Origin of the sequence: Amycolatopsis sp. MJM2582 (assembly GCF_000754115.1) — a bacterium.
In the GTDB taxonomy this organism is placed as follows: domain Bacteria; phylum Actinomycetota; class Actinomycetes; order Mycobacteriales; family Pseudonocardiaceae; genus Amycolatopsis; species Amycolatopsis japonica.
Map to the genome: position 1 here is coordinate 195,455 of NZ_JPLW01000005.1, position 20,158 is coordinate 215,612.

The window sequence follows — 20,158 nt, forward strand, 5'->3', positions numbered from 1 at the left end:
TACCGTTCGGGGTGAGACCTCTATCCGGCGAAGTGAAGTCAGGAGCAGTCAGTGGACGCCGTGACCCAGACCCCCGCCCCGAAGAACGAGCCGGTGCTGAACTACGCGCCGGGCAGCGCTGAGCGCGCTGAACTCGAGGGCGCGCTCAAGTTGCTGGGCAACGCCGACCCCATCGACATCACCGCGACGATCGGTGGTGAGCAGCGCAAGGGCGGCGGCGAGAAGATCGAGGTCGTCCAGCCGCACAACCACAAGGCGGTGCTGGGCGTCATCCACAGCGCGACCGCGCAGGACACCCACGACGCGATCGCCGCCGCCAAGGCCGCCGCTCCCGGCTGGCGCGCGCTGTCCTTCGACGACCGCGCCGCCATCATCCTGCGCGCCGCCGACCTGCTCGCCGGCCCGTGGCGCGCCAAGCTGAACGCCGCCACCATGCTCGGCCAGTCGAAGACCGCCTTCCAGGCCGAGATCGACTCCGCCTGCGAGCTCATCGACTTCTGGCGCTTCAACGTCGCGTTCGGCCGTCAGATCCTCGCCGAGCAGCCGGTCAGCTCGCCCGGCATCTGGAACCGGATGGAGCACCGCCCGCTCGAGGGCTTCGTGTACGCCATCACCCCGTTCAACTTCACCGCGATCTCCGGCAACCTGCCGACCGCGCCCGCGCTGATGGGCAACGTCGTGCTGTGGAAGCCGTCGCCGACGCAGAGCTACGCCGCGCACATGCTGATGCGGCTGCTCGAAGAGGCAGGTATGCCGCCGGGCGTGATCAACCTGCTGCCGGGTGACGGCAAGGCCGTCTCCGAGGTCGCCCTGACCCACCGCGACCTGGCCGGGATCCACTTCACCGGTTCGACCGCGACCTTCCAGCACCTGTGGGCCACCGTCGGCGCCAACATCTCCGGCTACCGCACGTACCCGCGCCTGGTCGGCGAGACCGGCGGCAAGGACTTCGTGCTCGCGCACGCCTCCGCCGACGTCGACATCCTGCGCACCGCGCTGATCCGCGGCGCCTTCGAGTACCAGGGCCAGAAGTGCTCGGCCGCGTCCCGCGCCTACGTCCCGCGGTCGCTCTGGGCGAGCCTGAAGGACGAGCTGGTCTCCGAGACCGAGGCCATCACCTACGGCGACGTCAACGACCTGACCAACTTCGGTGGCGCCGTGATCGACCGCCGCGCCTTCGACAAGCACGCCGCCGTGCTGGCCAGCGCGGCCGAGGACCCCGAGATCGAGGTCATCGCCGGTGGCGCCGCCGACGACAGCGTCGGCTACTTCGTGCGCCCGACGATCCTGGTGTCGGACAACCCGGAGCACGAGATCTTCCGCACCGAGTACTTCGGCCCGATCCTCGCGCTCCACGTGTACGAGGACGAGGACTTCGACAAGGTGCTCAAGCTGGTCGACGAGACCGCCGACTACGCGCTGACCGGTGCGGTCATCGCGAACGACCGCACCGCTGTCGCGAAGGCGTCCGAGGCGCTGCGCTTCGCCGCCGGCAACTTCTACGTCAACGACAAGCCGACCGGCGCGGTCGTCGGCCAGCAGCCCTTCGGCGGCGGCCGCGCGTCCGGCACGAACGACAAGGCCGGTTCGGTGTTCAACCTGCTCCGCTGGACGAGCCCGCGCTCGGTCAAGGAGACCTTCGTCCCGCCCACCAGCGTCCGTTACCCCCACCAGGGCTGAGAACCAGGAGTTCGTGATGTTGCGTGCCCCGTTGCTCGCCGCCGCTCGATCCCAGCGGATGCGCAAGCTGGTCGAGGTCGTCCCCGCCACCCGATCGGTGGTCAGCCGGTTCGTCGCCGGCGCGAAGACGCCCGACGCCGCCCGGGTGGTCCGCGAACTGGCCGACGACGGCCTCCGGGTCACCCTCGACCACCTCGGCGAGGACACCACCGACGCCGAGCAGGCCGCGACGACCGTCCGCGCCTACGAGGAACTGCTGACCGCGCTGGCGGCCGACGGCCTCGCGTTCGGCGCGGACGTGTCGGTGAAGCTGTCCGCGGTGGGCCAGTTCCTGCCCGCCGACGGCGAGAAGGTCGCGCTGGAGAACGCCCGCAAGATCTGCGCGGCGGCCGAAGCGGTCGGTGCCACGGTGACCCTCGACATGGAGGACCACACCACCACCGACTCGACGCTGGGCATCCTCAAGGAACTGCGCACCGAGTACCCGTGGGTCGGCGCGGTGCTGCAGGCCTACCTGCGGCGCACCGAGCAGGACTGCCGGGACCTGGCGGTCGAAGGATCCCGTGTCCGGCTGTGCAAGGGCGCGTACGCCGAACCCGAGGAGGTCGCGTTCCAGGACAAGTCCGAAGTGGACAAGTCCTACGTTCGCTGCCTGAAGATCCTCATGCAGGGCAAGGGTTATCCGATGGTCGCCTCGCACGACCCGAGGATGATCGCGATCGCCGAGAAGCTCGCGGCGGACGCGGGCCGCGAGGCGGACGACCACGAATTCCAGATGCTGTACGGGATCCGTCCCGAAGAGCAGCGCCGGATCGCGGGCGACGGCAAGACGATGCGCGTCTACGTCCCCTACGGCGACGAATGGTACGGCTATTTCATGCGCAGGCTGGCGGAACGCCCGGCGAACCTGGCGTTCTTCCTGCGCGGACTCGCCACCAAGGGCTGACCCGGTCCCGGGTGGCACTGTTCCGCTGAAGTACAAAGGGGCCTTGCCCGGCGAAACCCGCCGGGCAAGGCCCCTTCTTCGTGCTCGTCAGGCCTCCTGGGCCTCTTCCTCGAGCTTGTCCATGTCGATGTCGCGCGCCTGCTGGATGAGGTCTTCGAGCGTCTTCTCCGGCAGCGCGCCCGGCTGGGCGTAGATCACCGTCTTGTCGCGGATGACCGCGAGGGTGGGGATCGAGCGCACGTCGAAGGCGGCGGCCAGCTGCTGCTCGGCCTCGGTGTCGACGCTCGCGAACACGATGTCGTCGTGGTTCTCCGACACCTTCTCGTAGGTCGGCGCGAACTGACGGCACGGCATGCACCAGCCCGCCCAGAAGTCGATGATGACGAAGTCGTTGTCGGACACGACCTGGTCGAAGTTGGCGGCGGTCAGCTCCACAGTGCTCATGCCCGGCGTAACGAATCGGGCGGGACGCGCATTCCCGTGATTGCGCGTAGCGTCTCGGATGGAGCAACCCACGTTTCGCGGGAGGTGCGTATGGCCGACGGGGACATCCTCAGCCGGATCGACGAACTGGTCAGCGAGGAGCACGAACTCCGTTCGCGGGCGATCGGCACCGGGCTCAGCTCGGACGACCGGTCCCGCCTCGCGAGCGTCGAGCAGCAGCTGGACCAGTGCTGGGACCTGCTGCGGCAGCGACGGGCGCGGGTCGAGTTCGACGAGGACCCGGATCAGGCTTCGGCGCGGCCGGTGTCCGAGGTGGAGTCGTACCGGCAGTAGCTGTTTCGGTCCCGGCGGATGCCATGAAAGGTCCTTTCCTTGCAAATTTTGCAAGGAAAGGACCTTTCATGGCGCGCGGGTGGGGAGTGTGGGGCGGGTGAGGTTGTGAAAGCCACTTTCGCAACCTTCAACGTTGCGAAAGTGGCTTTCGCAACGCGCCCTAGCTCCAGGGGCGCCACGCTGGTGTCGCACCAGAAGTGTCATGAAAGGGCCGTTCAGGACGAAAAACGTCCTGAACGGCCCTTTCATGACACTTCAGGCGGCGAGGCGGGTAGGGACTCAGGCCGGGCAGAGGGTCCCGTCGACGGGCACCTTCCCGTCGATCAGGAACACCCGCGTCGCGTCCGCCACGCATGGCGAGAGGCTCAGCGCGCCGTGCCCGGCACCCTGCCAGGTGATCGTGACCGCGCTCGGCATCTGGTCGGCGGCCCGGCCGGTGCCCTGTTCCGGGGTGACCGGGTCGGTCGCGGTGCCCGCGACGAGCATCGGCGGCGCACCCGGCGCTCCCGCGGGCGGGAGCGGCTCGCGGCGCACGGGCCACGGGCTGCACCAGGCCAGTTGCTGCGCGGCGAAGACGCCGAACTGCGAGTACTTGTCCCGCAGGGTCGTGGTCACACGTGTGAGTTCTTCGGCCGAGAGCCGGGTCGCGCTGTCGTTGCACCTGGTCGCGAGCGTGCCGTCCAGCCGCGAAGGCCGTGCCCGGGAGTCCTTCAGCACCGGTTCGGCGAACGCGGCCAGCGGGGTGACGTCGCCGGTCTGCGCGGTCTTGAGCGCCTCGGCGAGTTCCACCCAGCGCGAGCGCTGCGCGAGCCCGGAGTAGATGGCGTACAGCGCGATCCCCGGCGTGATCTCCGCGCCGTCGGTGGTCGTCGCGGAAGCCGAGCGGAGCCGGTCCGCGACGGCGGACACGGCCGAGCGGGCGTCGCCGATCGGGCAGCCCCTCGCGATGCAGTCGGCGCCGAAAGCGTCGAGGGTCGCTTGCGCGCTCGCGGCGACCGACTCCTGCACGGCCGCCGCGTCGGGGGCGGGGTCGGGCAGTCCGTCGAGCATCACCCTGCCGACCTGCGCCGGGAACCGCACGGCGTATTCGGCGAGGACCTTCGAACCGTCGCCGCGTCCGAGCGCGTGCAGCTTGTCCATGCCGAGTTGCTCACGGAGTTCTTCGAGGTCGCCCGCGGCCCGCCAGCTGTCCATCGCGACCTGCGAGTCGTCCAGTTCGATGGCGCACTGCTGACCCGCCTTGCGCGCCGCGTCGACGACGCTTTCGAGGTCGGCGGCCGCCGGATCGCCGCCCAGGAGATCGGTGCGGATCTCCGCCGGGATGCACTGCACCGGCGCGGACGCCCCGGTCCCGCGCCGGTCCACCCCGATCAGGGAGAACTTCTGCAGGAACTCGGGCGGCAGCGTCGCGGCCAGCCGCGCGGCGTACAGCGACCCCGGCTCGCCGTCGACGTCGTTGACCACGACGAGCGGGATGGGCCCGCCGCCGGTCTTGACCACCGACAGCCGCGAGAGCCCGCGACCGGGCAGATCCGGTGCGTCGAGCGTGGTGGGCACCCTGGCGCAGGAGAACTTCAGCGTATCCGGCACGGACGGCTGACCCAGCCGCTGCCGGGTCGCCTCGTCGCAGTCCTCCCATTTGATCGACGGCGACCGGGGTTCCGCGAGCGGCGGCAGCGGCACCTGCTGCGCCGTGGTCTGGCCGCCGGGAGCCGGCTTGCCGTCGTTGTCGATCACCGCGGGCCGGACCGACGGCCCGGCGGTGCAGCCCGCGAGCACGGCCGTCACCACGGTGGTCGTCAGGATCAGCCGTGGCGTGCGGCGGGCGGTGCTCACGGGCTGGTCCTCACTTCCAAGGCATGACAAAAGCTCGGAACAGAGCTTCGCAGGTCGGATGTCAGGACACGGTTAGCGGGTGCGTTTCACCTCGCCGCGGAAGACGGCGTCCAGGTCGTAGCGGGCGACCTCGTCGAGCTGGGCGTAGGTGCAGGAGTCCGGCTCGCGGTCGGGGCGCCAGCGTTTGAACTGCGCGGTGTGGCGGAACCGCGACGGATATCCGCCTTCCGTGTGTTCGTAGCCGACCTCGACCACCTTCTCCAGCTTCAGCGGCACCCACGGTGCCTCTTTGGCCTTCCATCGGGTGATCCCGCCGGGGATCCGCTGGTGTTCCCGCACGTTGTCGCCCAGCCAGGGGTGATCCGCCCCGTCGGTGATCAGCGGCGCCAGCTCCTCGGCCAGTTCACGCCGCCGGGTGACCGGGAACGAGCCGACGACACCGGGATGGTGCAGCACGCCGTTCTCGTCGTAGAGCCCGAGCAGGAACGAACCGACCAGCTCGCCCGGTTCGCCGTCGACGTGCCAGCGCAGCCCCGCGAGCACGCAGTCGGCGGTGCGCGAGTGCTTGTACTTCAGGAGCACGCGTTTACCGGGCGTGTACGGCTCGTCGAGCGGTTTGCCGATGACGCCGTCGAGCCCGGCGCCCTCGAACAGTTCGAACCAGTGCCGCGCGACCGCGGGATCCGCGGTGGCCGGGGTGAGATGGATGCCGTCGGAGGCCAGCTTCTCCAGTCGTTCCCGCCGTTTCGACGTCGGTTCGTCCAGAAAGGACTCGTCGCCGAGCGCCAGCAGGTCGAACGCGACGAACTCGGCCGGGGTCTGTTCCGCCAGCAGCTTGATGCGGCTCTCGGCGGGGTGGACGCGGTCGGTGAGCGCGTCGAAGTCGAGCTTCCCGCCCCGGGCGACCACCAGTTCGCCGTCCAGCACGATGCGTTCGGGCAGCGCAGCCTTCAACCGCTCGACGACCTCGGGGAAGTACCGGTTCAGCGGCTTCTCCGACCGTGACTGCAGCGTCAGCTCGTCGCCGTCGCGGAACACCAGGCAGCGGTAGCCGTCCCATTTGGGCTCGAACAGCAGCCCGCCGGAATCGGGGATCGCCTTCGCCGGTTTGGCGAGCATCGGTTTGACCGGCGGCGTCAAGGGAAGCGACATGACGGCCATTCTTGCCGCACCGGCGCGGTCAGCGCACCCGTTGCGGTGCCGTCGTGTCGAGTTCGATCCGGACGGCGGTCGGCAGGACGTCCACCCCGAGCGATTCCCGCGCGCGGGCCAGCACGGTGTGGTCGAGCTGCTCCCAGACCCGTTTCAGGTCGGTGCCCTCGACGAGCCAGAGCGTGATGCGCAGCGCCGGGTTCTCCTTGTCGCCGACCGCGCGGACCCGGGCGCGCCCGACCCCGTCGACCGTCTCGGCGTCGAGGCGGACGGCCTCGGAGATGGCCGAGGAGGTGACCACGAGGTCGTCGTCGAGTTCTAGGTCCGGGCGGCCTTCCGGGCGCAGCGACCGGAAGAACCACCACAGGCCCAGCCACAGCAGGAGGACGCCGAGCACGATCGCGCCGACGCGGCCGGCGAGCGCGTGCCCCGACAGCCAGTCGAGGGCGATCGGGTCCACGAGCGGCCGGTCGGCGCGGTACGTGCCGAGCCAGCCCGCCCCGACCACCAGCGCCGCGGCCCCGCCGAGCAGCGCGAGGAGTCCGATGAGGACGGTCAGCGTCCGTTCCGTGCCGGTGGACCGGCCGAGTGCCTTGGCGGAGACCGAACGGGTCATCGGCGGTCCTTCGGGGAGTCGACGACGACCGACACCTTCGGCCGTCGCACCAACGGGACGTCGTCGAGCAGACCGGAGACCGTCTCCAGCAGCCGCGGCCGCAGCGCACCTTCGGTTTCCAGCCTGCTCGTCGCGCGGACGCGGATCTTCTTGGCGGTGGCCGTGACCTTGGCGCCCACGACGTTGTCCTGCGCGCGCACCGTGACCCCGACCAGCCTCGCCAGCGAACGCGGCGACGTGGTCACGCTGACCTCGTTCGCCGGATCGGTCAGCTGGATGGCGCGCCGCCCGGCCGAGGCGGCCGCCAGGATCAGCAGCAGCCCGACGACCGCGACGGCGATCGCCAGGTACCGGACTTCGGCGGTGTTCCAGGACAGCTCCGCGAGCCTGTCGCGCCAGTCGTCCCAGGGGACGAACAGCGGCCCGCGTCCCGGCCGCCACCAGCCCCAGCCGACCTCCAGCGCCAGCAGGACCCCGGCGGCGGCCAGCGCCAGCCCGAGCAGGGCCGACAGCAGGCGGACGAACAAACGCATGCGGGTGCTCCTTCTAGCGGACGCGGGGCGCGATGTCGGGCAGGAGCGCGGAGACCGTCACCGAGATGTCCCGGACCTGGTACGAGGTGATCCGTTCGACCTCCTCGGTGACCCTGGAGCGCAGGTCGCCGACGATCCGCCGCACCGGCGCCGGGTAGTTCAGCGCGACGTCGAGCACGAGATCGACGTCGTTGCCCTCGCCGCCGACCTTCGCGCTCGCGCCGTGTGTCCCCAGCCCGAGCCCGGCGATCCGCCGCTCGGCGCGCGTGGTCCCGTCGACCTGGTCCGCGGCGTGCTGCGCGATCTTGCGGACCACGGACGGCGCGATGGTGAGGGTGCCGCGGTCCTCCGGTTCGGCCGGGAGGGTCATTTGTCGCGGCCCCGGCCGAACAGGTCGCCGAGGTCGAGTTCGCCGTCGAGCACGCGGCCGAGGACGAGGCCGATGACGCCGACGGCCAGCGTCACCAGGAACGCGGTGAAGCCCTGGGTCGCGGCGAGGCCGAGGATGAGGCCGGCGAGCAGGCCGGTCTGGGTCCCGTTCATCACTCCACCCGCGAGGTCTCGGTCTCGCCGCCGTTCTCGTCGGGCAGGTGGATGTCGTTGACCGCGATGTTGACCTCGATCACCTCGAGGCCGGTGATCTGCTCGACCTGGCCGATCACGTTGCGGCGCACCGCGCGCGCGACGTCGACGATGCGGGCGCCGTACTCGACGACCACGTCGAGGTCGATCGCGGCCTGCTTCTCGCCGACCTCGACCGAGACGCCGGACGTGGTGACGGTGCCGGAGCCGGGGATGCGCTCGCGGATCGCGCCGAAGGCCCGCGAGACGCCGCCGCCCAGGGCGTGGATCCCGGTCACCTCGCGGGTGGCGAGACCGGCCACCTTCTGCACCACCACCGACGAGATCGTGGTCTTGCCGGCGGCTCCTTCCTCGTTGAGCGACGACCCCGCGACCGGGGTGTCGGGCTTGCTCGCGCTCGGCTGCGCCATGAAGTTCGCTCCTTCTCGCACCGGTGCCGCGCGACCTGCGCGCGCGGCGATCCCTACGCTCTCACCGACCTGGACACACGCGCACGCCGAGCCGTCACGCGATGTCCCCCGGATGGGGTAATCAGTTGCGGTTCAGTCCGGGTGGACGTCGACGACGTGGATGTTGATCGTGGGCGGGGCCGAACCGAGCTGGCCGGACAGCGCCGCGCCGAGCCGGTGCCGCAACAGTTCCGCGACGCCGGCCTCGACGCCGAACCGGATCGTCACCAGCACCTGGAGCACGTCCTCTTCGAGCGCGACGGCCGAGACGTGGACCCCGCCGAGTTCGCGGCCGATCTCGGCGGCGAGGCTTCTGGTCATCAGCACCAGCGCCCGTTCCGACACCTGGGTCCTGCCGCCCGACGACGGCAGATCGAGCGGCGCGGTGGTGTGCCCGCCGCGGACGCCGCCGACCGAGCGGAGCACCCGTTCGACGAGTCCCGGCGGTGTCGGTACCGGACGGCTCGCGGCGGCGCGCACCTGCTGCCACCGGGGGTCGTCGCGCGGATCCTCGCTCATCACCGTTCCCCGGGTCGGAAGTTGTCGCCGAGTTTCGCCAGCAGCGCCACCCGCGCGCGGTGCAGGCGGGCGCGCAGAGCGGGCACGCTGACTTCCAGCACCTCGGCCACCTCGTCGTAGGTCAACCCTTCGAATTCTCGCAGAATCAGCGGGATCCGCTGGCCGACGTCGAGTTCGGCGATCGCGCGCAGCACCCTGCCGACCTGTTCGGCGCTCACCACGTACCCCTCCGGACCAGGCACGACGCCCGCGTCGCCCTCGTCGAGCGGCACCGTCGGTTTCCGTCGGCGGACCACGCCGAGCGCGCCGTTCGTCGTCACCCGGTAGAGCCAGGTCGACACCGCGGATTCGAACCGGAAGCCCGGCAAGGCGCGCCAGGCGGAGAGCCATGCCTCCTGGACGACGTCCTCGGCCTCCGACGAACTGCCGGTGATCCGCAGCGCCACCCGGTACATCCTGGCCGTGTGCCGCCGGACCAGGATGTCGAAGGCACCGTGGTCCCCGGCGGCGGCCCGGGCCGCCAGTTCCTCGTCCGGAACCGGCGCGGCCTCGCTCACCCGCTCTCCCGGCGGCGATAACGCAACATGGTGAAACCGTCTTCGAAGAGCACGGACGCGAGGTCCATCCGCCGTGGTTCCGGGGACGGGCGGCCGTCGGCGATCCGGCGTTCGCCCGCGCCCGCCAGCAGCGGGGCGACGGTCAGGCACAGCTGGTCGACGAGGTCGGCCGCGATCAGGTCGGCGAACAGCGCCGGCCCGCCCTCGCAGTCGATCCGGCGCAGCCCGCGGTCGTCCAGCAGCGCGAGCGCGCGGTGCAGGTCGACGTCTTCGGTCCCCGCGACGAGCACCTCGGCACCCGCGCGTTCCAGTGCGGCCCGGGGCGCCTTCTCGGTGGTGATGACGATCGGCGGGACCTTCGTGTCGGTGAACAACGGGCCTTCGGGGTCGAGCTCACCCGAACGGGTCACCACGGCGATCGGCGGCACCTCGGACAGCCCGAGCGCGACGCGGCGGGCGGCGCGTCCGGGAGTGCTCCGCGCGCCGCGGTAGCCCTCGGCGCGCGCGGTGCCGGCGCCGACCAGGATCACGTCGGAAAGCAGCCGTCCCATCAGGAAGATCCGCTTGTCGGCGGGGGAGGAGAGCCCCTCGGACAGCTCGTCGACCGCCACCGCGCCGTCCGCGGAGCTGACGAAGTTGACCTGGACCCAGGGACGGGCCAGGTCTTCCGGATACCCGTAGAGCCGTTCGAGGTCGCCGTCGGAGACGGGTTCCGCCGGTGTCGTTGGCCACAAAAGCTGCACACCGCCATCCCAACACGCGCCCTACGGCACCGCTGAGCGGGGGATACGCCCGGTCAGGGAGAGTGAACCCGCGACGACGGTGCCGTTACCCTCGGCGAATGCCCGCCCGCCTGATCGATCGCCGTCCGGAGCTGTCCGCCGACGAGCTGATCACCGCGCTCGTCCCGCCGCCGAGGTTCGACGCGGTCCGGTTCTCCACCTACGTGCCCAATCCGGACGAGCCGAGCCAGGCACAGGCCGTCGTCGACTGCGGCGCGTTCGCGAAGCGCGTGGCGGAGGCCTCGAACCGGAAGCCGAAGTCGAAGCTGCGCGCGTTGTTCGGCGGTGGGGACGAGGCGCCGTCCGGGCCGATGGGGCTCTACCTCGACGGCGGGTTCGGCGTCGGCAAGACGCACCTGCTCGCCTCGACGTGGCACGAGACGCCGTCGCCCAAGGCGTACGGGACGTTCGTGGAGCTGACCCACCTCGTCGGCGCGCTGGGGTTCGCCGAGGCGGTGCGGCGGCTGTCGGAGCACCGGTTCCTGGCGATCGACGAGTTCGAACTCGACGACCCCGGCGACACCATGCTCGTCACGCGGCTGCTGCAGGAACTGATCTCGGCCGGGGTGTTCGTCGCGGCGACCTCCAACACGCTGCCGGACAAACTCGGCGAGGGCCGGTTCGCCGCCGCGGACTTCCTGCGCGAGATCCAGTCGCTGTCCGCCCGGTTCGGCGTCTGCCGCGTGGACGGCCCCGACTACCGCCACCGCGGGCTCCCGGACGCGCCGCCGCCCGCGAGCGCCGAGGAGCTGGAAGCCTCCGCCGCCGCGCATCCCGAGTCCACAGTGGACGATTTCGACGCGCTGTGCGATCACCTGGGCAAGCTGCACCCTTCGCGCTACGGAAGGCTTCTCGACGGCGTGACCCGGGTGCACCTGCGCGACATCCACCCGGTGCCCGACCAGAACGTCGGACTGCGGCTGGTCGCCTTCGCCGACCGGCTCTACGACCGCGCGATCCCGCTGGTGGTCTCGGGCGAGCCGGTGCCGGAGCTGTTCACCGAGGAGATGGTGAACGGCGGCTACCGCAAGAAGTACCTGCGCGCCGTCAGCCGTCTGACGGCACTGGCGCGCGACGCCGTGCAGCCCAGGTGAGCAGGACCCACGTCGCGCACACGGTCGCGACGGCGAACAGCGTGCCGCCCACGACGTCGGTCAGGTAGTGGTAGCCGAGGCCGATCATGCCGATCGTCACGCCGCACAGCACCACCGCGCCCACCGTCGCGATGACCGCCCTGGCGACGCCGGGACGGGCGAGCAGGACGAGCACGGTCAGCACCGCGACCAGCGCGACGGTATGCCCGCTGGGATAGGCGAGATAGGTGTACTTCCAGCGGTCGAAAAGCGGTTTGAGCACCCAGGTGTTCGCGAGGATCGCGACGAGCGGGCCCACGATGGTCAGCACCGCTTCGAGCCTGCGCCCGCCGACCAGGCACAGGACGGCGGCGAGCACCTCGACCGGGATCAGCACGTAGGCCTCGGTCGGCAGCACCAGTAGCCGCAGCAGGTCGGTGTCGGGGCCGAAGGCGCGCTCCACCCAGCGCACGGCGAGTTCGTCCGGACCGGCGACACCTCCGCCGGAGACCAGCACCCCGAGCACGACCATGATCACGGCGCACGTCACCGCGACCAGCCCGTACGGCGCTCTTCCGCTCATCCGGCGAGATTACGTGACGGGCGATCAGTCACCATGCAAGGACGGCTCGCGAAGACGAAGGGGGCTTTCGATGCGGATCAGTGTGGTCGGCGGCGGGGTGATCGGGCTGAGCTGCGCGCACCGGCTGGCGGGGGCCGGGCACGACGTCACGGTGATCACCGACGCCGGTCCGGGGGAGACGACGTCGGCGGTCGCGGGTGGCGTGCTGTTCCCGCCGCTGGCGGCGAACTCCGACCGGGTCGACCGCTGGACCTCGACGAGCGTCGAGGAGTACCGCACCCTCGGTGCCCCTGGCGTCCGCATGCTCCGGGGGACGTACGTCGTCCCGCGTGAGGCGGCGCTGCCGTCGTGGGCGCTGTCGATGCCCGGCCTCGATCACGAACCCGGACGGCTCACCTTCACCACCGCGCTCGTCGACACCCCGGTGTACCTCGACTGGCTCGCCGGGGAGGTCGCCGCGCTGGGCGTGCGCACCGAATACCGCACCGTCTCGCGCCTGGACGACCTCGACGCGGATCTCGTGGTGAACGCCGCCGGGCTCGGCGGGGGACGGCTGGCGGGCGACGGCACGGTGGTGCCGGTCGGCGGCCAAGTCGTCCACCTCGCCGATCCGGGGCTGACCGAATGGATCGTCGACGGCTCGACGCCGGTGCTGCGGCACGTGATCCCGCACGGCCGCCACGTCGTCTGCGGTGGCACGCAGGAGCCCGGCCGCGATTCGGTCGAACCGGACCCCGGCGTGACCGCCGACATCGTGCGCCGGTGCCGGGAACTCGTGCCCGCGCTGGCCGACGCGCCCGTGCTGGGCGCGAAGGTCGGCTTGCGTCCGTTCCGGCCCGAGGTGCGGCTGGAGCGGGATGGTCGCGTCGTGCACTGCTACGGGCACGGCGGTGCGGGGATCACCGTCGCCTGGGGCTGCGCCGACGACGTCCTGGCCCTGGTCTGAACCCGCATTTAGTCCTCTGAATGCGGTGGACCCCGGCGCGATGTGTCCACAACGGACACCGTGCGTGGACTGCGCGCCCGATTGATGTCTTGATGCCCGGTTCCCGCGCGGGTCGTGAGTGGTAAAGAGGGTTAGAACGACACTCGCCACTCACGACCCCCGGGCGATACTGCGCAAGTGCCCAAATCAGACGCTCCGCTCTCGAACAGTGTGCTTTTTGGACAGTACGAGGAGCACGCCAGGCCTCGGTGGCGAGCCTGCTCGCACCGCCGACCCCATCACGCCACCTTTGACTTACGCCTCAATGGCCCCAAACGCCACTCACGACCACCGCGAGGGGCTGCGCAAAGGTGCCGGATCGGTTGCCCCCTGCCCGCATTTAGAGGACTAAATGCGGGCAGGGGTCAGAGGGCGCGGAAGGTCTCGAAGTCCGCTTCGGTCTGATCCGCGTACCGCATGGCGTAGGCACCGATGGCCTCATCGAGGTCTTCGTCGTCCTCGAAGTAGCCCGCCAGCATCCGTGGGTGGAGGGACCGCGCGTGCGCCCGCGCCAGCAACGCGCCGGCCAGGCGGCCGTAGTCGTCGAGGTGGTCCTTCTTCAGCTCCGCCGGGTCGATGTCGCCCTTGAGGTTCCGGAACTGCCGCACGATGTACGGCAGGCCGTCGATGGTCGTCCAGCCGAGCAGGATGTCCGTTTCGGCCTGCACGAGCCGCGCGCCTTCGACGATCCGGCGGCCCTCGTGCTCCGGGGCGGGCAGGCCGAGGAACGGCGCGAGCGCCGACGGGTTGGCCTGTTTCACCTGCAGCACAAGGTCTTCGCCGGAGTTCCCGTGCAGCAGCGCGACGTAGCTGCGCAACCCGACACTGCCGGTGCCGACCACCCGGAAGGCCACATCGGACACCCGGTACCGCGAGATCAGCGTCCGCCGCGACTCGCGCAGCGTGTCCACATAGGACACCAGGCCGGTCACGACGGCTTCGGCGGTCGCGTCGTCGACGTGCGTGAGCACCGGCGGGTCTTCGACGAAGCGGTGCCGCTCGAGCCCGGTCTCGTGGTCGTCGATCCGCCGAGTCCATTTCGCGGTGACCTTGGCGCTGGTGTTCTTCCGCGCCTTCTCGGCCGCTTCCTCGAAGTCGTCGATCAGATCGTGCGCGCGCACCTTGCTCAGCACCGACGCGTCCGGCAACGCGTTCCACGACCGCAGGAACGGCAGCTCCGCCAGGCCGCGGATGGTGCGCCGGTACGACTTCACCGCGTCTTCGGCGGCTTCACGACAGCCCGATTCGCCGATGCCGCCCTCGCGACCGGCCAGGACGAGACTCGCGGCGAGCCGTTTGAGATCCCACTCCCACGGACCCGGCACCGATTCGTCGAAGTCGTTGATGTCCATGACGATCTGGCCTTCGGGCGTGCCGTACAGCCCGAAGTTCGCGGCGTGCGCGTCGCCGCAGAGCTGCGCCGTCAGCCCGGACGTCGGCGAACCCGCCAGATCGGCGGCCATCAGCCCGGCCGCCCCGCGGTAGAAGGTGAACGGCGACGCGAGCATGCGCTCGCGCCGCAGTTCCACCAGCTCCGGCAGGCGGCCTTCGTTGCTCCGCGCGAAGAACTCCGCCACACTCGGCCGTCCTTCGCCCGCCGCCGCGTGATCGTGCGCGGACGTCGGCGCCTCGGCCCGCAGCGCCTTACCCCTCGCGGACCAGTCCTCCGGCGACACCGTCTCGGTGCCGACCAGCGGCCGCTCCACCCACTCCCGCTCTGCTCCCATGGACAGGCAACGTACAACCCGTCCGAAAGGTTCACCGCGTCTTGACGACCTCCGTGATCGCGTCGATACCGCGGTCGAGTTCCTCGCGGGAAATCACCAGCGGCGGCGCGATCCGCAGCGTGTGGTCGTGCGTCTCCTTGCACAGCACGCCGCGTTCGGCGAGCGCCGTCGACGCCTCGCGGCCGGTCGGCCCGCCGGGCGCGATGTCGATGCCCGCCCAGAGCCCGCGCCCGCGGACCTCGGCGAGCCCGTTCCCGACCAGTTCGCCGAGCCGCGAGTGCAGGTGGGCGCCCAGTTCCCGCGACCGCTCCTGGAACTCGCCGGTCTTCAGCAGACCGACCACGGCGCGGCCGATCGCGCACGCGACCGGGTTCCCGCCGAAGGTGGAGCCGTGCTCACCCGGCCGCAGCACGCCGAGCACGTCCTTGCTCCCGACGACGGCCGAGACCGGCATGATGCCGCCGCCGAGCGCCTTGCCCAGCGTGTAGACGTCGGCACGGACGCCCTCGTGGTCGAGCGCGAGGACGGTGCCGGTGCGGGCGAGACCGGACTGGATCTCGTCGGCGATCAGCAGGACGTTGTGTTCGTCGCACAGCCGCCGCGCCTCGGCGAAGTAGCCGGCGGGCGGCACGATCACGCCAGCCTCGCCCTGCACCGGCTCCAGCAGGACCGCGGCGGTGCGCTCGGTGATGGCGTCGCGGAGCGCTTCGGCGTCGCCGTACTTCACCGTGACGAAGCCCGGCGTGAACGGGCCGAAGTCGGCGCGCGCGGTCTCGTCGGTGGAGAAGGACACGATGGTCGTCGTGCGGCCGTGGAAGTTGGAACCCGCGACGACGATCTCCGCGGTCCCGTCGGGGACGCCCTTGACCCGGTACGCCCATTTCCGGGCGATCTTCACCGCGGATTCGACCGCTTCGGCGCCGGAGTTCATCGGCAGGGTCATCTCGGTGCCGGTCAGCTCGGCGAGCTCCCGGCAGAACAGCCCGAGCTGGTCGTGGTGGAAGGCGCGCGAGGTCAGCGTCACCCGGCCGAACTGCTCGACCGCGGCGGCGATGAGCCCGGGGTGGCGGTGCCCGAAGTTCAGCGCCGAGTAGCCGGAGAGGAAGTCGAGGTAGGTCTTGCCCTCGACGTCGGTGACCGAGGCGCCTTCGGCGGTGGCGATCACCACGGGCAGGGGGTGGTAGTTGTGCGTGCTCCACTGCTCGTCGAGCGCGATGAAGTCGGCGGTCGTCATGCGTTCAGGTTAGATGCCCATCCGGCTGCTTTCATCCGGGAAACGTTGCTTTGACCCGTTGTTCGTTGCGTATCGACTCCATCGAGTGGCGAAATCGTGCAGAGGCGTACTCGATCACCGGAGGCGCGGGACCCGGACCGCGGTTATCGTCGCCGGATGGCGAAAAAGGACACCGTCTCCGTCCGGGACACGCTGAGGATCGGCAAGGGCGGCGAGCGGCACCATCCGGGCTCGTTCCCGATCGGGCCGACCAAGAAGCCCAAGGGACTCAAAGATCTCGCCGAGGCGGGGGACCGGCTCGCCGAGCTGCAGGAGGCGTTGTACGCGGAGGGCGTCGGCGGCGGGCACCGCAGCCTCCTGCTGGTCCTGCAGGGGATGGACACCTCCGGCAAGGGCGGCACCGTCGGCCACGTCCTCGGCCTCGTCAACCCGATGGGCGTGCGGTACGCCGGGTTCAAGAAGCCGACCGCGGCCGAGGCCCGCCACCACTACCTGTGGCGGATCCGCAAGCAGCTCCCCGTGCCGGGGCAGGTCGGCGTCTTCGACCGTTCGCACTACGAGGACATCCTGGTGCCGCGCGTCCAGAAGCTCGTCCCCGCGGCGGAATGGCGCAAGCGCTACGCCGAGATCAACGCGTTCGAGAAGGAGCTGACCGAGGCGGGCACGACCATCGTCAAGGTCTTCCTCGACATCTCGCCGGAGGAGCAGCTGAAGCGGCTCAAGGCGAGGCTGGAGACCCCGGCGAAGTGGTGGAAGTACAACCCGGCCGATCTCGACGCGCGCGCCCAGTGGAACGACTACCAGAAGGCCTACTCCGACATCTTCGCCAAGACGTCCACGGCGGCCGCGCCCTGGTACGCCGTCCCGGCCGACCGCAAGTGGTACCGCAACTGGCTGGTCGCGCGGCTGCTGATCGAGACGATCGAGGAGATGGACCCGAAGTTCCCGCCCGCCGACTTCGATCCCGAGACGGAGCTGAAGAAGCTGGAAGGCGTTGGCGTCCCCGGTTGATCGTCTGAGAGAGTGCGGTCGTGACCGACAACAGCCTCGAAGATCTCCCGTTCCTCCGCCGTCAGGCCCGCACCCAGCGCTTCACCCTCGGCGCGCCCAAAGAGTTCAAGGTCTCCCCGGACGGCTCCCGCATCCTGTTCCTGCGGTCCGAGTCCGGGACCGACCCGCGGCACAGCCTGTGGTCGTTCGACGTCGCGTCGGGCGAGGAGACGAAGCTGGTCGACGCGGCCGAGCTGCTGCCCGGTGAAGAGGACCTGCCGCCGGAGGAGCGTGCCCGCCGCGAGCGCAGCCGGGAGACCGGCGGCGGCGTGGTCGGCTACGCGGTCGACGACGCCTTCACCGTCGCCGCGTTCTCGCTCTCGGGCAAGCTTCACACCCTCGACCTGACCACCGGCGAGGTCGCGGTGCTGGTCGACGGTTCGGTCGTCGACCCGCGGCCCAGCCCGGACGGCACGCACGTCGCCTACGTCCGCGACCGGCGCCTGCGGGTGATCGACCGGGCGACCGGCGAGGACCGCGTGCTCGTGGAGGAGGCGGGCGACGACATCGCCTGGGGGCTCGCGGAGTTCATCGCGGCCGAGGAGATGGGCCGCACCCGCGGCTACTGGTGGTCGCCGGACGGGAAGAGCCTGCTCGTCGAGCGGTCCGACCGGACGGCCGTGCCGCGCTGGACGATCGCCGACCCGGCCAACCCGCAGTCGGCCGCCAACGTCGTCGCGTATCCCGCCGCGGGCACCACGAACGCGGACGTGACGCTGGCGATCCTCGGCCTCGACGGCTCCCGCGTCGACGTCACGAAGACCGGCTGGGAGTACCTGGCCGCGGTGCACTGGTCCGCCGCGGGCAAGCCGCTGCTGTCGGTCCAGTCGCGTGACCAGCGGAAGCTGGAGATCCAGGCGGTCGACCCGGCGACCGGTGCGGTCGAGGTGCTGCACACCGAGACCGACGAGCACTGGGTCGAGCTCGCCGCGGGCGTCCCGGCGTGGACCGCCGACGGCCGTCTGGTGCGCGAGAGCGCCGCCGACGGCGACCACCGGCTGGTCGTCGACGGCGTGGCCGTCACCCCGCCGGGACTGCAGGTGCGCTCGATCCTGCACGTCGGCGACGAGGTGCTGTTCAGTGCCTCGGAGGCCGACCCGACGCAGATCCACGTCTTCCGCACCGAGGGTGGCGAGCTCCGTCGTCTGTCCACTGAGGACGGTGTGCACGTCGGCTCCGGCAACGCTTCGCTGACCGTGCTCTCGTCGTGGAGCCTGGAGCGCAGCGGCCCGGTGGTGACCGTCGTGTCCGGCGAGAAGACGGTGGCGCGCATCGGTTCCTTCACCGTCGACCCCGACGTCGTGCCGAACCTGACCTGGCTGACGCTGGGGGAGCGGGGCCTGCGCGCCGCGCTGGTGCTGCCGACCGGGTACGAGGAGAGCGAGGGCAAGCTCCCGGTGCTGCTCGACCCGTACGGCGGCCCGCACGCCCAGCGTGTCCTGCAGACCCGGAACGCCTTCTTGACCCCGCAGTGGCTGGCGGACCAGGGTTTCGCGGTGCTGGTCGCCGACGGGCGCGGGACACCCGGTAGGGGATCGGCCTGGGAGAAGGAGATCGCGGGCAAACTCGCCGATATCACCCTCGCCGACCAGGTCGACGCGCTGCACGCGGCGGCCGCGCTCCATCCGGAACTGGATCTGGAACGGGTCGCCATCCGCGGCTGGTCCTACGGCGGCTACCTGTCCGCGCTGGCCGTGCTGCGGCGTCCGGACGTCTTCCACGCCGGTGTCGCGGGTGCCCCGGTGACCGACTGGTCGCTGTACGACACGCACTACACCGAGCGCTATCTCGGGCTGCCGCAGGAAGAAACGGCTTCGTACGAGCACAACTCGCTGATCGCCGGCGCCGGTGACCTCTCGCGGGCGCTGCTGATCGTGCACGGACTGGCCGACGACAACGTTTTCGTCGCCCACTCGTTGCGCCTGTCGTCGGCCTTGCTGGCCAAGGGACGCGCGCACGTGTTCCTGCCGCTGGCCGGCGCGACGCATATGACGCCGCAGGCCGAAGAGGTCGCGGAGAACCTGATGCGCACGCAGGTGGACTGGATCGTGCGTGAGCTGTCCGGTGCCGCGGTCAAGAGCGAGGAGAACGCATGAAACGGTGGGGCATCACCATTCCGCTGACCGGGGTGCCGCTCGCGGCGCACGAGGAGATGGTGCGGGAACTGCCGGATCTCGGCTACACCGACGCGTGGTCGGCCGAGACGGCGGGCCACGACGCCTTCACGCCGCTGGTGCTGGCCTCGCAATGGGCGCCGCAATTGCGGCTGGGTACCGCGATCGTGCCGGTGTACACGCGCGGGCCCGGGCTGCTGGCGATGAGCGCGGCGACCGTCGCGGAACTGGCGCCCGGCCGGTTCGTGCTCGGCATCGGCGCGTCGTCGCCGGTGATCGTGAAGAACTGGAACGCCGCCGAGTTCGAGGCGCCGTTCGCGCGCTCGCGGGACACCCTGCGGTTCCTGCGTTCCGCGCTGGCGGGGGAGAAGGTCACCGAGCAGTACGAGTCGTTCTCCATCAGCAAGTTCCGGCTGGAGCGGCCCGCCGACCCGCCGCCGTCGATCATGCTCGCCGCGCTGCGGCCGGGCATGCTGCGGCTGGCGGCGAAGGAGGCCGACGGCGCCATCACCAACTGGCTCGCCGCCTCCGACGTGCCTAAGGTGCGCGCGGAGATCGGGCCGGACGTCGAACTGGCGGCGCGGATCTTCGTCTGCCCCACCGAGGACAAGAACGCCGCGCGCGGGCTCGGGCGCATGCTCATTTCGAGCTACCTGACCGTGCCGGTGTACGCGGCGTTCCACGAATGGCTCGGCCGCGGTGAGGCGCTCGCGCCGATGCACGAGGCGTGGGCGGCGGGTGACCGGCAGAAGGCGAACCAGGTCATCCCGGACGAGGTCGTCGACGACCTGATCGTCCACGGCAGCCTCGAATCCTGCCGCGAGCAGGTGCAGTCCTATGTGGACAACGGGCTGACGACGCCGATCATCGCGTTGTTGCCGACGGGTGAGGATCCGTTCGCGCACGTTCGGGGCCTCGCTCCCCGCTGACGCGTGTCATGAAAGGGCCGTTCAGGACATCTTT

Annotated in this window: 22 protein-coding genes; 8 read left to right on the forward strand and 14 right to left on the reverse strand. The window is 70.7% G+C overall.

Going from position 1 to position 20,158, the window contains the following annotated elements:
- Positions 1 to 51: 51 nt before the first annotated feature.
- Positions 52 to 1,680 (forward strand): L-glutamate gamma-semialdehyde dehydrogenase, encoded by a 1,629-nt coding sequence (gene pruA / locus ED92_RS28750; protein ID WP_037343816.1) that lies wholly within the window; start codon positions 52 to 54, stop codon positions 1,678 to 1,680.
- Positions 1,681 to 1,696: 16 nt separating this feature from the next.
- Entirely contained in the window at positions 1,697 to 2,626 is a 930-nt protein-coding gene (locus ED92_RS28755; protein WP_037343817.1) for a proline dehydrogenase family protein, read from the forward strand.
- Between the two features lie 87 nt (positions 2,627 to 2,713).
- Here ED92_RS28755 and ED92_RS28760 read toward each other — a convergent pair whose 3' ends face one another.
- On the reverse strand, positions 2,714 to 3,070 hold the full coding sequence (locus tag ED92_RS28760) for a co-chaperone YbbN (protein ID WP_037343821.1): 357 nt from the start codon (positions 3,068 to 3,070) through the stop codon (positions 2,714 to 2,716).
- A 90-nt stretch (positions 3,071 to 3,160) separates the two neighbouring features.
- Between ED92_RS28760 and ED92_RS28765 the strand changes: the two genes are divergently transcribed.
- A complete protein-coding gene (locus ED92_RS28765; RefSeq protein ID WP_037343824.1) occupies positions 3,161 to 3,403 on the forward strand; it encodes a DUF2630 family protein in 243 nt (80 codons plus the stop codon).
- A 279-nt stretch (positions 3,404 to 3,682) separates the two neighbouring features.
- On the opposite strand, the gene ED92_RS28770 is transcribed toward ED92_RS28765, so the two are convergent.
- From ED92_RS28770 to ED92_RS28815, 10 genes are all read right to left on the reverse strand, one after another.
- Positions 3,683 to 5,239 (reverse strand): alpha/beta hydrolase, encoded by a 1,557-nt coding sequence (locus ED92_RS28770; protein ID WP_037343825.1) that lies wholly within the window; start codon positions 5,237 to 5,239, stop codon positions 3,683 to 3,685.
- 72 nt (positions 5,240 to 5,311) lie between these two features.
- Positions 5,312 to 6,391 carry an ATP-dependent DNA ligase gene (locus ED92_RS28775; protein ID WP_037344505.1) on the reverse strand — a complete coding sequence of 360 codons (1,080 nt, stop codon included), beginning with the start codon at positions 6,389 to 6,391 and terminating at the stop codon, positions 5,312 to 5,314.
- A 28-nt stretch (positions 6,392 to 6,419) separates the two neighbouring features.
- A complete protein-coding gene (locus ED92_RS28780) occupies positions 6,420 to 7,007 on the reverse strand; it encodes a hypothetical protein (RefSeq protein ID WP_037343828.1) in 588 nt (195 codons plus the stop codon).
- On the reverse strand, positions 7,004 to 7,540 hold the full coding sequence (locus tag ED92_RS28785; protein WP_037343831.1) for a DUF6286 domain-containing protein: 537 nt from the start codon (positions 7,538 to 7,540) through the stop codon (positions 7,004 to 7,006). The genes ED92_RS28780 and ED92_RS28785 overlap by 4 nt, the downstream gene beginning before the upstream one ends.
- Before the next feature lie 13 nt (positions 7,541 to 7,553).
- Entirely contained in the window at positions 7,554 to 7,910 is a 357-nt protein-coding gene (locus ED92_RS28790; RefSeq protein ID WP_037343833.1) for an Asp23/Gls24 family envelope stress response protein, read from the reverse strand.
- A complete protein-coding gene (locus ED92_RS43050) occupies positions 7,907 to 8,083 on the reverse strand; it encodes a hypothetical protein (protein WP_005157087.1) in 177 nt (58 codons plus the stop codon). The genes ED92_RS28790 and ED92_RS43050 overlap by 4 nt, the downstream gene beginning before the upstream one ends.
- On the reverse strand, positions 8,083 to 8,532 hold the full coding sequence (locus ED92_RS28800) for an Asp23/Gls24 family envelope stress response protein (RefSeq protein ID WP_037343835.1): 450 nt from the start codon (positions 8,530 to 8,532) through the stop codon (positions 8,083 to 8,085). The genes ED92_RS43050 and ED92_RS28800 overlap by 1 nt, the downstream gene beginning before the upstream one ends.
- A 132-nt stretch (positions 8,533 to 8,664) precedes the next feature.
- A complete protein-coding gene (locus tag ED92_RS28805; protein WP_037343837.1) occupies positions 8,665 to 9,090 on the reverse strand; it encodes a hypothetical protein in 426 nt (141 codons plus the stop codon).
- Positions 9,090 to 9,647: an RNA polymerase sigma factor gene (locus ED92_RS28810; RefSeq protein ID WP_037343839.1), complete on the reverse strand. Its 558-nt coding sequence runs from the start codon at positions 9,645 to 9,647 to the stop codon at positions 9,090 to 9,092. The genes ED92_RS28805 and ED92_RS28810 overlap by 1 nt, the downstream gene beginning before the upstream one ends.
- A complete protein-coding gene (locus tag ED92_RS28815; protein WP_037343840.1) occupies positions 9,644 to 10,390 on the reverse strand; it encodes a pyrimidine reductase family protein in 747 nt (248 codons plus the stop codon). The genes ED92_RS28810 and ED92_RS28815 overlap by 4 nt, the downstream gene beginning before the upstream one ends.
- Positions 10,391 to 10,488: 98 nt before the next feature.
- Here ED92_RS28815 and zapE point away from each other — a divergent pair, with 98 nt between their 5' ends.
- Entirely contained in the window at positions 10,489 to 11,523 is a 1,035-nt protein-coding gene (gene zapE / locus ED92_RS28820) for a cell division protein ZapE (protein ID WP_037343841.1), read from the forward strand.
- Here the strand turns inward: zapE and ED92_RS28825 are convergent.
- Positions 11,477 to 12,085, reverse strand: a complete 609-nt coding sequence (locus ED92_RS28825; RefSeq protein WP_037343842.1) for a phosphatase PAP2 family protein — start codon at positions 12,083 to 12,085, stop codon at positions 11,477 to 11,479. The genes zapE and ED92_RS28825 overlap by 47 nt on opposite strands.
- A gap of 70 nt (positions 12,086 to 12,155) precedes the next feature.
- Here ED92_RS28825 and ED92_RS28830 point away from each other — a divergent pair, with 70 nt between their 5' ends.
- Positions 12,156 to 13,031 carry an FAD-dependent oxidoreductase gene (locus ED92_RS28830; protein ID WP_037343843.1) on the forward strand — a complete coding sequence of 292 codons (876 nt, stop codon included), beginning with the start codon at positions 12,156 to 12,158 and terminating at the stop codon, positions 13,029 to 13,031.
- Between the two features lie 404 nt (positions 13,032 to 13,435).
- On the opposite strand, the gene ED92_RS28835 is transcribed toward ED92_RS28830, so the two are convergent.
- A complete protein-coding gene (locus ED92_RS28835; RefSeq protein WP_037343844.1) occupies positions 13,436 to 14,797 on the reverse strand; it encodes a DUF2252 domain-containing protein in 1,362 nt (453 codons plus the stop codon).
- A gap of 31 nt (positions 14,798 to 14,828) precedes the next feature.
- On the reverse strand, positions 14,829 to 16,031 hold the full coding sequence (rocD, locus tag ED92_RS28840) for an ornithine--oxo-acid transaminase (protein WP_037343845.1): 1,203 nt from the start codon (positions 16,029 to 16,031) through the stop codon (positions 14,829 to 14,831).
- A gap of 156 nt (positions 16,032 to 16,187) precedes the next feature.
- Between rocD and ED92_RS28845 the strand changes: the two genes are divergently transcribed.
- From ED92_RS28845 to ED92_RS28855, 3 genes are read left to right on the forward strand one after another with little or no spacing between them, the layout of a single operon-like run.
- A complete protein-coding gene (locus tag ED92_RS28845; protein ID WP_037343847.1) occupies positions 16,188 to 17,042 on the forward strand; it encodes a phosphate--nucleotide phosphotransferase in 855 nt (284 codons plus the stop codon).
- Between the two features lie 20 nt (positions 17,043 to 17,062).
- The gene (locus ED92_RS28850) at positions 17,063 to 19,177 is read left to right on the forward strand and encodes a prolyl oligopeptidase family serine peptidase (protein ID WP_037343849.1); all 2,115 of its coding nucleotides are present in this window, start codon (positions 17,063 to 17,065) and stop codon (positions 19,175 to 19,177) included.
- On the forward strand, positions 19,174 to 20,124 hold the full coding sequence (locus ED92_RS28855) for an LLM class F420-dependent oxidoreductase (RefSeq protein WP_037343851.1): 951 nt from the start codon (positions 19,174 to 19,176) through the stop codon (positions 20,122 to 20,124). Before ED92_RS28850 ends, ED92_RS28855 begins: the two co-directional genes overlap by 4 nt.
- Positions 20,125 to 20,158 lie beyond the last annotated feature (34 nt).

What these genes read in the sequence shown, in the direction of transcription:
- ED92_RS28765 (WP_037343824.1), top strand. Translation starts at nt 3,161, where the DNA reads ATGGCCGACGGGGACATCCTCAGCCGGATCGACGAACTGGTCAGCGAG.
- ED92_RS28790 (WP_037343833.1), bottom strand. Translation starts at nt 7,910, where the DNA reads ATGACCCTCCCGGCCGAACCGGAGGACCGCGGCACCCTCACCATCGCG.
- ED92_RS28760 (WP_037343821.1), bottom strand. Translation starts at nt 3,070, where the DNA reads ATGAGCACTGTGGAGCTGACCGCCGCCAACTTCGACCAGGTCGTGTCC.
- zapE (WP_037343841.1), top strand. Translation starts at nt 10,489, where the DNA reads ATGCCCGCCCGCCTGATCGATCGCCGTCCGGAGCTGTCCGCCGACGAG.
- ED92_RS28780 (WP_037343828.1), bottom strand. Translation starts at nt 7,007, where the DNA reads ATGACCCGTTCGGTCTCCGCCAAGGCACTCGGCCGGTCCACCGGCACG.
- ED92_RS43050 (WP_005157087.1), bottom strand. Translation starts at nt 8,083, where the DNA reads ATGAACGGGACCCAGACCGGCCTGCTCGCCGGCCTCATCCTCGGCCTC.
- ED92_RS28825 (WP_037343842.1), bottom strand. Translation starts at nt 12,085, where the DNA reads ATGAGCGGAAGAGCGCCGTACGGGCTGGTCGCGGTGACGTGCGCCGTG.
- ED92_RS28835 (WP_037343844.1), bottom strand. Translation starts at nt 14,797, where the DNA reads ATGGGAGCAGAGCGGGAGTGGGTGGAGCGGCCGCTGGTCGGCACCGAG.
- ED92_RS28805 (WP_037343837.1), bottom strand. Translation starts at nt 9,090, where the DNA reads ATGAGCGAGGATCCGCGCGACGACCCCCGGTGGCAGCAGGTGCGCGCC.
- rocD (WP_037343845.1), bottom strand. Translation starts at nt 16,031, where the DNA reads ATGACGACCGCCGACTTCATCGCGCTCGACGAGCAGTGGAGCACGCAC.
- ED92_RS28845 (WP_037343847.1), top strand. Translation starts at nt 16,188, where the DNA reads ATGGCGAAAAAGGACACCGTCTCCGTCCGGGACACGCTGAGGATCGGC.
- ED92_RS28785 (WP_037343831.1), bottom strand. Translation starts at nt 7,540, where the DNA reads ATGCGTTTGTTCGTCCGCCTGCTGTCGGCCCTGCTCGGGCTGGCGCTG.
- ED92_RS28800 (WP_037343835.1), bottom strand. Translation starts at nt 8,532, where the DNA reads ATGGCGCAGCCGAGCGCGAGCAAGCCCGACACCCCGGTCGCGGGGTCG.
- ED92_RS28775 (WP_037344505.1), bottom strand. Translation starts at nt 6,391, where the DNA reads ATGTCGCTTCCCTTGACGCCGCCGGTCAAACCGATGCTCGCCAAACCG.
- ED92_RS28755 (WP_037343817.1), top strand. Translation starts at nt 1,697, where the DNA reads ATGTTGCGTGCCCCGTTGCTCGCCGCCGCTCGATCCCAGCGGATGCGC.
- ED92_RS28830 (WP_037343843.1), top strand. Translation starts at nt 12,156, where the DNA reads ATGCGGATCAGTGTGGTCGGCGGCGGGGTGATCGGGCTGAGCTGCGCG.
- ED92_RS28855 (WP_037343851.1), top strand. Translation starts at nt 19,174, where the DNA reads ATGAAACGGTGGGGCATCACCATTCCGCTGACCGGGGTGCCGCTCGCG.